10 protein-coding genes and 4 pseudogenes are annotated in these 12,404 nt (G+C 50.3%); 5 read left to right on the plus strand and 9 right to left on the minus strand.

The annotated features are described in order from the left end of the window. From DEO48_RS27125 to DEO48_RS07460, 3 genes and pseudogenes are all read left to right on the plus strand, one after another. Positions 1 to 396, plus strand: a pseudogene (locus DEO48_RS27125) (hypothetical protein); the annotation flags it as partial. Next, on the plus strand, positions 366 to 503 hold the full coding sequence (locus DEO48_RS27370; RefSeq protein WP_375232169.1) for a hypothetical protein: 138 nt from the start codon (positions 366 to 368) through the stop codon (positions 501 to 503). The pseudogene DEO48_RS27125 and the gene DEO48_RS27370, both read left to right, overlap by 31 nt. A gap of 359 nt (positions 504 to 862) precedes the next feature. Further along, complete coding sequence (locus DEO48_RS07460; protein ID WP_109844788.1) at positions 863 to 1,474, plus strand: helix-turn-helix transcriptional regulator; 612 nt, start codon at positions 863 to 865, stop codon at positions 1,472 to 1,474. Positions 1,475 to 1,495: 21 nt separating this feature from the next. Here DEO48_RS07460 and DEO48_RS07465 read toward each other — a convergent pair. The 8 genes and pseudogenes from DEO48_RS07465 to DEO48_RS07500 form a co-directional block, all read right to left on the minus strand. Further along, positions 1,496 to 1,614, minus strand: a pseudogene (locus DEO48_RS07465) (IS3 family transposase); the annotation flags it as partial. 3 nt (positions 1,615 to 1,617) lie between these two features. Beyond that, positions 1,618 to 2,286 carry a type A chloramphenicol O-acetyltransferase gene (gene catA, locus DEO48_RS07470; RefSeq protein WP_109844789.1) on the minus strand — a complete coding sequence of 223 codons (669 nt, stop codon included), beginning with the start codon at positions 2,284 to 2,286 and terminating at the stop codon, positions 1,618 to 1,620. Positions 2,287 to 2,349: 63 nt separating this feature from the next. Continuing rightward, a complete protein-coding gene (locus DEO48_RS07475) occupies positions 2,350 to 4,281 on the minus strand; it encodes a bifunctional diguanylate cyclase/phosphodiesterase (RefSeq protein WP_109844790.1) in 1,932 nt (643 codons plus the stop codon). A gap of 17 nt (positions 4,282 to 4,298) precedes the next feature. After that, positions 4,299 to 4,793 carry a molybdopterin-dependent oxidoreductase gene (locus DEO48_RS07480; RefSeq protein WP_045356353.1) on the minus strand — a complete coding sequence of 165 codons (495 nt, stop codon included), beginning with the start codon at positions 4,791 to 4,793 and terminating at the stop codon, positions 4,299 to 4,301. Between the two features lie 400 nt (positions 4,794 to 5,193). Further along, a pseudogene (locus tag DEO48_RS07485) lies at positions 5,194 to 5,781 on the minus strand (cytochrome b). Beyond that, positions 5,778 to 6,851, minus strand: a pseudogene (locus DEO48_RS07490) (catalase family peroxidase). Before DEO48_RS07490 ends, DEO48_RS07485 begins: the two co-directional pseudogenes overlap by 4 nt. Before the next feature lie 162 nt (positions 6,852 to 7,013). Further along, positions 7,014 to 7,625, minus strand: a complete 612-nt coding sequence (locus tag DEO48_RS07495) for a flavin reductase family protein (RefSeq protein ID WP_109844791.1) — start codon at positions 7,623 to 7,625, stop codon at positions 7,014 to 7,016. A gap of 217 nt (positions 7,626 to 7,842) precedes the next feature. Then, on the minus strand, positions 7,843 to 9,048 hold the full coding sequence (locus DEO48_RS07500; RefSeq protein ID WP_109844792.1) for an L-dopachrome tautomerase-related protein: 1,206 nt from the start codon (positions 9,046 to 9,048) through the stop codon (positions 7,843 to 7,845). A 109-nt stretch (positions 9,049 to 9,157) separates the two neighbouring features. On the opposite strand from DEO48_RS07500, the gene DEO48_RS07505 reads away from it, so the two are divergent. Then, positions 9,158 to 10,057: a LysR family transcriptional regulator gene (locus DEO48_RS07505; RefSeq protein WP_109844793.1), complete on the plus strand. Its 900-nt coding sequence runs from the start codon at positions 9,158 to 9,160 to the stop codon at positions 10,055 to 10,057. Between the two features lie 16 nt (positions 10,058 to 10,073). After that, entirely contained in the window at positions 10,074 to 10,583 is a 510-nt protein-coding gene (locus tag DEO48_RS07510; protein WP_109844794.1) for a hypothetical protein, read from the plus strand. 31 nt (positions 10,584 to 10,614) lie between these two features. On the opposite strand, the gene DEO48_RS07515 is transcribed toward DEO48_RS07510, so the two are convergent. Then, complete coding sequence (locus DEO48_RS07515; RefSeq protein WP_109844795.1) at positions 10,615 to 12,399, minus strand: diguanylate cyclase; 1,785 nt, start codon at positions 12,397 to 12,399, stop codon at positions 10,615 to 10,617. Positions 12,400 to 12,404: the final 5 nt, after the last annotated feature.

A 12,404-nucleotide genomic window follows, 5' to 3' on the forward strand; every position in this document is an offset into this window, starting at 1 on the left:
CGCGATCGAACACGATGCGAAATCATGATCGACTACGGTGCGAACTGGCGATCGATCACCGTGCGAATATGCAACAGCATGAGATCTGTAGGGAATTCCGTTGCAAATTATCTGGTGTATATAACTTATTTAATATTAATAAATATCACGCTAGAAACGGTTCCTTCTAGTGTATTTGCATCAAGTATAACTGCGGGAGATAATGGGTTTTCAATTTCTATTAACTGTACAACCCCAGCCAACGTCGCACTGAGTTTTACCGGAGATACGGTGGATGCAGAAAATGGCGTTTTTATAAATACTTCAGAAATAACGGGGGGCAGGTTGGAATACAGTTACTGGATAAGAACAATACCCCTGTCGAAATTGGCAAATCGACAAACATTGGTAGTGTAACTGGAGAGTATAATTATCCAATGACAGCGCGTTATTACCGACTCTCTAACAATGTACCTCCTGATGAGGTTGACGCGATTGCTAACGTTTCTATAATATATAACTGACTTTTTTAGGTATTGTCGACATTGACTGACGGGCCAAACGTAGATGGAGCAATGTTGACTGCTCATACTGTAACGTCACAAATATGATAGTGTAGACAGTTAAAGAAAGTCACGTTACGGACCTATTGACGCAACGATGAAGATAAAAAGAAAACCCAGAATTGCAGCCCTGGCTTCTTTTTATCTTCTCGGTTGTACTCATCGATAGATAAAATGAGAAGCAATATATCACTTATTGTTATTATTGTTGTTTGACACTCCTGTCAATAGACCCAGTCATCCGGGCAATACCTCAGCACTTTTTTACTTTATTTCGATGCTTATCTTCTGCTTTTTTATACAAATATCGGGATTTAATTATGCTTAATGTTCTTATTAGAGATCATGACACTCTCTATATGAGTAGCTTAAAATTATTTTTGTCGGAGTTGTTTTTATCTCATTATCAGAGGGATGTTCATTTCTTGCCGATGTTTGATGTTGAAAACGTCAGTAAAGCAGAGGTTATCATTATTGGGTTTGGGCCTGGGGAGTTTTATACCTGCACTCCGGAATTAAAATTTCGCAAAAAAAGCATTATCATCGGTATTGTCGACCATGAAAAAGAAACGCCAGGCGTCATTAAAACATGTACTCACGATATTGTATTTATCCGGCGAGATTTGTCTTTGAAAGACCTACAAAGAAAAATTATAAGCTTATTGAATCAATCTTATAAATACTCAGGAGTTGACGCGTGTAGAAGTTGCTGCGTTAATAAATGTAACGTGTTATCGCTTCAGCAGATGCGCATTATGTCTCGTCTGTCTCGCGGCCAGGCAATCTCTGATATAGCAAGAGAGTTAAGCATAAGCAATAAAACGGTTTATTCCCAAAAACATTTAGTGATGAATAAGTATCAGTTATCCAGTAACTTTGAGCTGCTTATGTTTCTGGAAAACTTGCAAGGTAAAAAACGGATGGATAATTGATATTTAAAATTTTGGTGTAAAAAAAGTATCGCAACGGGCCACTCCCTGCGTTCCATAGCACTCTTTCTTTATCCGCTCGCGTTTCAACAACTCGAAAAGCTTTCTGTAACCGCGTTATTGTGACCGTTACCGCGACGGCTTTTTTAATATGTTACGTTCGTCGGCAATCCATCACACATCTCCTGCAGCTCATTAAACATTCTTGCTACGTGGAAACCATCGCACACGGAATGATGGACCTGCACCGCCATAGGCAACAACACTTTTCCATCCTGTTCGTAGTATTTTCCAAACGTGAACATCGGGGAAAAGAAGTTCTTCATGTGCGCAATGTTCATTGTAAAGTTCGTAAACGTTACCCAGGGAATAGACGATACGAAAAAGATATTTTCCCGAGACTCTTCCTTCGGCCAGTAAGAAAGGTTATTGCCATAGCGGGCAACGTCTTCTGCATAGGTGTTCTGGAAGTGATGAATATTGCCGTCGAAATGGCTCCACAGTGACGAAAAGGTCTCTGCTTCAGGGTGGAAAATGGTATAGCTGGGATGAATTTCATTCCATATAACAAGCTCATTGTCCTTCATGGCCATACGAAATTCCGGATGCCGGTTCATGATTTTAGAGAGGAGGGAAATAATAGTCGGGTAAAACTTCCAGCCGACTTCTTTGATATGTTTTCGCAGCGCGGTAATGTCGATCAGAACCGTTTGGTTAATGGTACACTCAGCAAATGACTGGAATACTTCAAAATGCTCCTTCCTGGCCCAGCGAGATAAATCAACAGGTGTATAGGCCGGGGCTATTTTTTTCATTGTTTCACCTTTGATTATCAATCGACTAAAGGGTTTTAGGCCAGAAAAAGCCGCGCAACCATTTCAACCGTATCTAATCTTCCTGTCAATCTCAGGCTGTGGTTTTCCGAACAGGTATCCCTGGACGAGATCGCAGCCAAGCGCCTGAAGACGTTCAAGCTGCGCTTCGGTTTCAACACCTTCTGCAATGACCCTCATATTGAGGCTCTTCGCCATGCCGGTTATCAATTTAACGATATTAAGGGCATCATCCTGCGTGGATATCGGGTTCACGAAGGATTTGTCGATTTTAATTTTATCAAAATTCAGTTCACTCAGTCGTGAGAGCGACGAATAACCCGTACCGAAATCATCGATTGAAATTCTTACACCCAGCGTTCTCAGCTTTTTGAGAATAGTGAGCGGCGTGTTGCTGTCGCTGAAGAGCGATGACTCCGTAACCTCTAATTCAAGACGGTTTGCCGGAAGTCCTGTCTCCTTCAGGATGGACTGTACCATTGCCGTAAAGGATTTCGTGCCCAACTGAACGGGTGAGACGTTCACAGAGATCCTTGCCGGAACCGTCCAGGAAACCGCTTCCCGGCAGGCAAGCTCCAGCACGGTTTTGCCGATCTGATTGATCATCCCCGTTTTCTCCGCGACGGAAATAAAGTAATCGGGTGATAGTAGCCCCTTCACCGGGTGTATCCAGCGAATAAGCGCTTCATAGCCGTAAATTTCATTGCTGAATGAATCGACAATAGGCTGGTAATAAACAACGAATTCATGGTTATCGATGGCCAGTGCCATATCATGTTCAAGGGTTCTACTTTCCTGCAACTTTTGCAGCATCCACTGACGGAAGACTTTAATCTGCTGTGAACCCTCTTTTTTGGCTTCGTAGAGCGCCAGATCGGCAAATTTATAAAGATAATCAGAGCGCCGTTCATTATCCGATAACACGATACCCACACAGGTGGCGATTTTTATCAGCTGGTTGTTAATCGTATAGGGCTGGCTGATATGTTCGCTGATTTCTTTGGCACGCGAAACCGCTGCTGCTTCAGTGAGTCCACTGGACAACAGGGCAAACTCGTCTCCGCCCAAACGGTAAAACGTATCAGTGGCGCTGCTCATTGAGGTGAGGCGTCTGGATACCTGATTCAACAGCAAATCTCCGGCATCATGGCCATAGGTATCGTTGACCTCTTTGAAGCGGTCTAAATCAAATAACATCACCGTGACGGGGATGTGGTTTTTATCGGCCTGAAGATTAATTTTGTTGAGATCGTCCCAGAAGAAAAGACGGTTTTTCATGCCGGTGAGGGAGTCATGATAAACATCATACTCCAGCTTTGAGTTCTGAATTTGCAGCGTTTCTTTTGATATCTGAAGCTCGTCAGCAAGGCTTTTAACCTGCATGTGCGCTTTGAGAATGTTTTTATTCTGGTAGATCATTAAGAAACCCAGAATAAAGCTTAATATCACCAGTAATAATGAAAGTACCGAATAAATATAATAAAGAATCTGTATTTTATGGTTGGATTCATTAACCGTGTTAATATCTTTCGTCAATGCCGTTGCAGAAAGCTGGCTTAGCGGTGCGTCGAGATCGTGCATATTTGTCAGGTATGCCTGTAACTCTGGGTGGCTCATTTTTTCAAGATGGCTATCCAGATAGGCCAGTATTTTCTCTAAGCGCAAAGCAAGCTCCTGATGCGCTTTATCGCTGTCAATATAGCGACCTAAATCTCCCCCTTTCATTAAATCGCTCTGGCTTAGCATAATTTCAAGACGCATGCGGACCTGGTCTATCGTAACGTCATCGGTATCGGTTGCGTATAGACCAAGCCATGATTCAAAACGGTAATACTCTGATACCAGTTGTGCCACGGACCAGGACTCAGTGTATTGAGTCAGTTTTTGCAATTCCTGCTGTCGATCGTAAACAAGAAATGCAATATATCCTGTCGTGATAAAAAGAGAAAAAATGATACCAACCAGTATCCTGTTCATTATGTTCTCCTGAGCGACTACTCAATCTTCATTTTGCTAACCTGCCATGCTGAACGCGAGTAATAAATTTGATTATTCAACTCAGGAAGACTGTCATAGGGGTATACAATGAACGATGGGCCTTTATCGCGAATGCGCATATATTCGCCATTGATCTTTAAGGCAAGTATGGCGTTGTATTTTTTAAAGTCGCTGAGAGGGATCACGGTAGAGTAATCATTGAGCGCAATAACATTAACGTTAGTTCCCTTCGCACCCACATAATCCATGAGTTTATTCATGGGAACACCCTCAAACTTCGTACGACCGTTATACCAGGGAGATGTTGTCTCAAAACTAACCACACCCAGTTTTTCAAGGCTGGCGAGATCAAACACTGCTTTTCCATTTTCATTGGTATTTTCTATATTACCGTAAATCGTTAAAATGGGTTTACCAACTGGTTTTGGCAGCTCGCCAGCCCAGGTTACACTTTGTACGAGACAGCATAACAGCAGTAGGGTTAATCGCATTTTGACCTCCACCTTTTTAACATAAGTATAAGAATTATAATTTAGATATCACACGAGTTGATATATTTTGTTGGGGAGTAAGGGGTTTTATCGTTTTTGTTGAGATAAACTCATTTTAATCAATGAGTTAGGTGTTGCGGATGACAGAGGGTTTGATACTCGAGCGACGCTTAACTTTTTGATAAAAGCTAAAATTGTGGGCACAAATGCTCTTCTGTTTAAAAAATAATCGCTTTAATTGATTGATATTAACTTCCACGACAATTTTGGGGTGTCCGTGGCTTTTTGGGGCGCGAATCTGGAGATTAAACACGCGTCCCGGTTGTGTCTGTAGCTTCAGGATGACGATGATATGTGAGGACTCGAACATTCCGATTGTGCTTGTCCCGCATCGCTTTACTTACTTCAGGTCATCCTGGATGGCTGACGCCGACTTACCCCCTCTCGCCATGCTGGAAAACACTTCGTCCCGGTAGATCCACGCATGAACGAGTGCGGCAGAGAGATGGACCAGCACCACAGCAAAAAGCAACTTTGCCAGAAGGCTATGGGCGTCGTGACACCAGGCATACAGCGCTGGGCTGGTCGGGACAATCGCCGGCAGGTTGACGCCATCAAACATCACAATCGGCAGGCCCGCTGCCGACAGTTGCGCCCAGCCCAGCAGTGGCATTGCCAGCATTAACCCATACAACATCCAGTGTGATGCCTTTGCGGCAAGCACCTACCAGACGGGCAAATCGGCAGGTAGTGGAGGCGTCCGGCTAAGGAGCCGGTTGACCAGACGCACCACTGCCAGCAGTAAAATGGCGATACCCAGCGGCCGGTGCAGGTCGATTAACCAAATCCGGTGATGTAACGACGTCATCATCGCGGCACCGATGAAAAGCATCGCCAGGATCATCCCCGCCATCAGCCAGTGCAGGCTTCGCGCCAGGATATTGAAATGCTGCGTTGCGTGCTCTCGTATATTTTTATTCGGGCTCATTTTACCTCCTGCTTTTGCACGGCTTCAGTGGCCTTGCCGTAGCCGATTTCCCGCTGGCGGCGACTGAAAGAGTGGGAGTAGGCTGCGGAGCGGGCGTTTAAGATGGGATCATCAGACACCGCAACGCCTGCAGGAACGACAGAAGGATCAAAGTTAACGTCGCGGCACGCGCCTGTGGATTGAGCTTCGACCCGCGTCACTTCCAGCGTGCCGGCCACCATCTGCTTGCGATCCTCAGGCCATGGCTGGGAAGGATCATCCACCGGATCGCCCGGCTGTGCGAGCTGCAAAACGTAATCCCAGTAGAGTGGCTTCTGCGCCAGACGCTGACGCAGGTTTTCAAACAGGAAGTTGTCATCGGCTTTCTGTCGTTGTTCAGCGCTCATCGAAAGGAAAGGCTCGTGCGGACGCATCATCCAGCGAACGGCCTGGCGATCTCCCTGCGCGTTCACAAGATAAAAGGCGTTAATGCTGTAAAACGTCGCGCCCGCGAAGCTGGCGGGCGCGGGTTTTTGTGCCGCCCATTTAAGGTATTTCTCCGCCTCCGGGTACGCTTTCAAAAAGTCTGCGAGACGCTATGGATCCGGTTTGCCGGTGGCTGCATCGACAGCCGTGGCTTTGTGCAAGGCCAGAAAACCTTCCGGGCTGTGCGTGGCGAAGAAAGGCTCGTTGTTCATCGCCATCCGCCATTGTTGCTTGTCATCTGTCTTCAGCAGCAGCGCCATGCTCAGGGTTTTGGTTGTACTATCCGGGGCATGGGGATCGCCGGTACCAATAGAGAACCGGCCCACCAGGGGCACTTCCTGCTGCGAGAAGAGGCGGGAGGTTGAAAGAGAATCCGTCGATCCGTTTGGCGTAAAGGTGCCGGTAAAGCAGATGCCTTTTCCATGCGCGCGGCGAAAACCCGGCGGGAAGGGTTTCGGTGTTTCACCTACCAGTGCCTCGCTGACCGTGCGTGAACCAAGCCAGCCCGCCGTCCATGCAAAAGCAGATGCCAGCGTACCGGCGACAACGGCGATCGCTGCCAGCGCGCCCCAGGTTTTTTTGGATTTTAAATCCAGTTTCGACATAGACGTTTTTCCGGAACAAAATATCTTCACATGTCATGCACAACGTATTGCGCGTGACATGTGTTAATACGGTGGCGAATATGGCTCGAGTATAGGAACTAAGGGGCGTAAAGAAAGAATATCACGAAAAGTTTAAACCTTTCCGCTGTCAAAAAGGCCGGTTTACTCATCGTGTCGGAAGTTATGACCGAGCCGGTGACCCAGCGAGAAATAGTGGCGAAACAGGTAATAGAGGGGATTCCATTTCTCCACGTTAAATTTCACCCCTCTCTGAGTACGAATTAATAATGCCTCAGAAACGTGGACGCAGGTTATCGCGGCATCAACGGACACCAGGTTCCCCTGTGAACCTGTCAGGGGCGCTATACCGCAAACCCGAGCCTCTATTTGTACAGGACACTCTTTAATTCTCAATGAGTTAATCGTTACTGCCTTTTCTTTATGGAAATTTCCGCAGCTAAATTTATCCGGTTCAAAAACATATCCCATCTTTTTCTTCCATTCCGGTAGGGATGCTTTTCCCGTTTTATTTGCGATAGCTTCAATATTCGGCCAGAGCCTGCTGTCCGGAATGTTCAGAACAATATCGGGGTTGCCCGTGATATTTTCATAACACTTTCCGGAGGTGCCAAGCCCGAATACGATATTCCGGTCAAGGATCCACCACGAGGAGACCGGACTCAGGTTGGTTGAACCGTCAGGATTTTGGCTGGAGATAATGGCGACCGGTGTACCAAAATATAAAGAAGCAAAATCGACCTGCTGGGTTTTCATTTTATCATCCTCTGATTAACGAAGGCCCAGTCTACGTTGTGCAAACGTGCGTTACTTCGGTGAAGCGTGAAGTAAAATGCGGCTCACGGAATATCCAGGAGCGCAATGTTAACCGCTTCTTCCTGAGCAGGGGGAAGACACCACGTTCAGCCTTTAAGGAAATAAGATCGTGTAAAATCAGGAGCCCCCATATGCTGGGCTCCTGGTTTATTTGCCCTTATTTTTGTAAAGCATCGAGATGCAAGCGCCACAAATCATAGCGTTCCTCTCCCGGTTTAACGGCTCCCGCGAAGTGGTCACTGAGGCGACTCGAGGTAAATACAAGGTCTCCGTTCGGACGGATTGCCGGCGTGTCTGGCCAGCGCACCTCTTCGCTTGCCGCAATCAGCGACATGGAAAGGGTCTTAGGGTCGTATCTGACGATACCATTGCGTGTGACATCGGTAATGTAGAGGTTACCTTTTTCATCTGTCACCATACCGTCGGTGTTGCCTCCCACTCTGCCCAGATCGCGGATCTTTTCGGCGATTTGCACATCGGTTGAAGCTGGCTGTCTGAGTATTGCGGTCGGTACCGCATAAGCACGCGTGCCGGTTGTCACTGTCCAGTACAGCGTGTTCGCATCGGGAGAAAGTGCAATGCCATTGATGCCAATCAGCAATGCTTTACCCGGCCATACTTCAGCCCCGTGCGAGACAACGTTAACGCCAGGTTCAATCTGCAGCGCAGGGTGACGATCGAGTACGCGTCGTGCCCTACCGGTGTCGAAGTCCACGACAATCACGCCCACACGGTTTTCCGGCGCACTCCGCGAGCCGCTGTCGGAGATAAAGGCGACACGGCGGTTCTCATCGACCACCACATCATTAAGGAAGCTGGCCTTGCGGTCCGCTACGCCATCCAGGGCGATACGTTTGATGGTGCGGCCAGAGTGGAGATCCAGTACAAGCAGTTTCTGCGCCCCCACGGGGGATTCTGTTTCGCCTGCAACAAACCCCATGTCCAGCGCCCATAGCCAGCCGTTTTTACGGTCAACATAAAAACCGAGTACGTTGCGCAGGCTCTCAGCCGGATCGGTGTTTACCGCATTCCCCTCGCGGGAGGGAAACGCCGTCAGGCGGGCAGGGCCAGACTGCACAGTGGTATCAAGAATGCTTAATGTCGCGGGAGCCGCAGCTGAAACCAGCCGGGGCGTGCTGACAAAGGCCCGGTCCGTTGCATCAAAGTGGATACCCGCAATAGGGGCATTGACCGAACCGGAAAACGTCGCCGGTATCTTTCCGTCTTGAGCGGCATCCCAGCTCACGCCGGCGTAGCTTCGCCAACGCTCCAGAGGCGGGTTATTCGTCGCGTTGACTACACTCGGGAAAGTAAACAATGCCGCCAATGCGATGGCGGGCAGAATAAGGGGGCGGTTGAACATTGAAAGTCTCCGGTGGCACGTTCAGGTGATGAATGCAGGCCACTTTACTCATCGCCCAACGGGAGATAAATTAGCCAAATTGAAAAAGATTTGTTCCAGAGAGAGCAAAATGAGCCGTAAATTCGATTACCTCGGAGACGTTGAAGTCTTCATTGCTGTTGTTGAACACGGCTCTTTTACTGCCGCAGCGGTTGCCCTTTCAACCACACCTTCGGTACTGAGTCGCGCGGTTACCCGCCTGGAAGCGCGTCTTGGAAGGCAGCTGTTACAGCGCACGACCCGCCGGGTGGGGCCGACTGAAGCCGGGCGTGTCTATGTTGAGCAGGCGCGCTCCGCGTTTTCTCTGCTTGATGACGCCGAACGCGATGGACGCGGTCAGGAGGGCGATCTGACCGGTCGCGTGAAAATGAGTGTCCCGACGACCTATGCCCACTACCGCCTGCCGCCGCTGCTGGCATGCTTTACCCAACAATACCCGCGCGTTCAGATTGAATTGAACATTACCAATCGCAACGTTGACCTGATCGCGGAGGGATTCGATCTGACGATCCGTCTGGGACAGTTGCCTGACAGTGGGCTTGTGGGGCGAAAGCTGGAAGACGCGGCATTGCTTCTGGTCGCCTCCCCGGACTATCTGCATCGAAGAGGGAAACCTCAGACGCTGGAGGAGTTGCAGCGCCATCAGTGCCTGCCGTTTATCATGCCGCGTACCGGTCGCATTGCCCCCTGGGTATTTCGGGATGAAGGGCGCGATATTGACTGGTTGCCGGGGTCAACCATCGAAATATCAGACGATGTACTCGGCGTGGTTTCGCTCGCGGAGCAGGGGATGGGGATCTGCCAAAGCTATGAATTTATCGTCCAGGACAGAATACAGCGCGGCCAGTTAGTTGAGGTGTTGCCACAACTCCAGGGACGGTCGCGACCTTTCTCCGTGCTGTTCGCTCCGCACCGACGTCAGTCAGCAGCCACCCGGGCAATGATTGACCTTCTGACCCGGCAAGAATGATAAGGGCGAGTCCACCATGAAAAAAGCGCGTTTTTCCTTTTGGATCCCTCTCATCGCGGGCGGGATAGCACTGATATCGGGTTTTGTGGTCTGGTCAGTCAACATTTACCGCGTGACATACCTTTCGATCCGCGGGGAGCAGTACCTTGCCTGTGGGGCGTTGCTGCTGGCGCTGGTGCCGATGGTCTATTTCATCAGAAAGGGGAGACTGAAAGGTAAGCGCCTTGCTGACGCGGTGAAAATCTACCTCGGCTTCTTTATTTGCAGCCTGCCGGTTGCCATGTTCGTGGTCTTTACAACGGCCTGGCTGCTGGAGGGGGACTATTCGGCCTGGAGCAACCCTTACCGGTATGAGTCCAGTACCCGCCACAGTTGCTCGGGTGCGGAAGTCTACGAGCCGGAATTAAAGAAGGAGATCCGCATCTGTAACCCGCAGGGTAACGTTTATTCCGATACCATCCTTTATGTGGAAAAGCGGAGCAATGCCCTGGGGATTGTGGTGCTCTGGGCTATCACGCGCGCCTGAACCGGGGAAAGTCAGGGCGCGAGAATAAGCGTCAGCCCGCCTCCAGCATCCCAAAGCTCACAATCCGCGCGCGGCCCAGCTCTTTCGCCCGGTACAAGGCCACATCCGCAGCGCGCAGCAGGTTGTCAGTCTGGGCATGTTGCGGGTAGCTGGCAATGCCAATCGACACATCCACCGGCCCAATCTCGGTCAGCCCGTAGCGAATCGACAGCTCATGCACGCTATTGTAAATCTTCTGCGCGCAGGCGTGCGCCTCTGGTTCATCGGCACCGGGAAGCAGCACCAGAAACTCCTCGCCCCCGTAGCGGAATGCGAGTCCGTTGTCATGGGCAACCCGCTGGACAATTGACGCCACGCTTTTAATCACCTGATCGCCCGCTTCATGGCCGAAGCGGTCGTTGATGCTCTTGAAGTGATCGATGTCAATCATCATGCAGCTTAACGGCTCGCCGGTGCGCAATGCCTGTGCCGTTTGGGTTTGCAGGGTATCTTCCAGATGATGACGATTACGCAGGCCGGTGAGCGGGTCGAACAAGGCTTTTTCCAGCAACGCGTCGCGCAGACGCTGGTTGGCCAGCGCCAGACCGAGCGCTTCGGCCATCAGTTCCAGATAGGCGCGGGATGGGGCGTTGTCCGGCGTGGTATTCTGGAAGGAGAGCAGGCCAATGGCCTCGCCCTGGGCGATAAGCGGCACGCACAGCGAACTATCCGCCTGGGGGGCCGGAAGATGATAGCAGGCGATATCCGGCTCACCGTTTACCGGCGGGTGGCTCTGCCCGCGACGCACGGCCCAGCACTCGTCAGGGTGGAAGCTCGTCTCTTCACCAACCGGTGAAAGCCATTGCGCGACGCAGCGCATCTGCCACGGCTCCCGGTCAAGGACGTAAAGTCGGCCCGCGATCCCCGGCGCAATATTAGGCGCAAAAAGTTCCGCCACGTTAATCACATCGTTAAAGTTCTCACACCCCTGCAGCCGCTGGGTCATGCGCGCCAGCAGTTCGCGGATGGCCCAGTCGGCATCGCGTTCTCTTTCCAGACGCTGTCGCGCCAGGCCGTTTTCGCGGAAGATGCGGATGGCCTGGGCCATATCGCCAATCTCATCAATCTGGTTGAAATTGGGCGTTTCAACCGCGTAATCCTGGGATGCCAGACGGTGCACCACGTCGCTCAGGCGCACCACGGGACGCAGCACGCGGCGCTTTAATATAAAGCCGAGAACAAACAGGAACAGCAGGGCGGTCAGGCCGACCATCAGCTCAGACGCGGTACGCAGCGCTTTCGATTTTTTTGTCGCGTCCTGAACGGAGGCGATGACGCGTTTGTCGAGTATCTGGCGGAAGTGATCGATCTGGCTCTGCGCGCGCTCCAGCTCCTGCTCATAGGGCGCACCGTAGAGCAGCGCAACGGCCTGCGCGTCTTCTCCCTGCGTCGCGCTCGTTAGTGCCGTTTGCTGCTCGTCCTGTAGCTCATCGACGATCTTTATTCCTTCATGCAGCAGGGCCAGTTCTTCATCCGATGCGCCGTTATCCTGCAACTTTTCCAGCCGAAGCTCGATGCTCTTCAGGCTGTTTTCCGCCTGGTTATATTCCTTGAGAACCTGAGGATCTTTTTTAATGACGTACAGCCGTGCTAAATCAGACTGTGCCCAGACATCGGTTTCGATATCTTCCGTAAGCTCATCAAAACGCTGGCGTTGTTCAACGGCCTGACGCTCGAGGGTATCAGCACTGGACGCCATCAGCATGATAATGCCGGAGGCGATGGTCAGGCAGACCGTGGCCCCATAGGCCCAGTTTGTTATCGTCGCGATTCGCACCTGAT

The organism is Enterobacter sp. CGMCC 5087, assembly GCF_003144775.1.
In the GTDB taxonomy this organism is placed as follows: Bacteria; Pseudomonadota; Gammaproteobacteria; order Enterobacterales; family Enterobacteriaceae; genus Enterobacter; species Enterobacter cloacae_M.

Bases quoted from the DNA above. Each gene is read 5' to 3' on its own strand.
- DEO48_RS07495 (WP_109844791.1), bottom strand. From the start codon at position 7,625: ATGAAAACCCAGCAGGTCGATTTTGCTTCTTTATATTTTGGTACACCG.
- DEO48_RS07475 (WP_109844790.1), bottom strand. From the start codon at position 4,281: ATGAACAGGATACTGGTTGGTATCATTTTTTCTCTTTTTATCACGACA.
- DEO48_RS07510 (WP_109844794.1), top strand. From the start codon at position 10,074: ATGAAAAAAGCGCGTTTTTCCTTTTGGATCCCTCTCATCGCGGGCGGG.
- catA (WP_109844789.1), bottom strand. From the start codon at position 2,286: ATGAAAAAAATAGCCCCGGCCTATACACCTGTTGATTTATCTCGCTGG.
- DEO48_RS07505 (WP_109844793.1), top strand. From the start codon at position 9,158: ATGAGCCGTAAATTCGATTACCTCGGAGACGTTGAAGTCTTCATTGCT.
- DEO48_RS07500 (WP_109844792.1), bottom strand. From the start codon at position 9,048: ATGTTCAACCGCCCCCTTATTCTGCCCGCCATCGCATTGGCGGCATTG.
- DEO48_RS07480 (WP_045356353.1), bottom strand. From the start codon at position 4,793: ATGCGATTAACCCTACTGCTGTTATGCTGTCTCGTACAAAGTGTAACC.
- DEO48_RS07460 (WP_109844788.1), top strand. From the start codon at position 863: ATGCTTAATGTTCTTATTAGAGATCATGACACTCTCTATATGAGTAGC.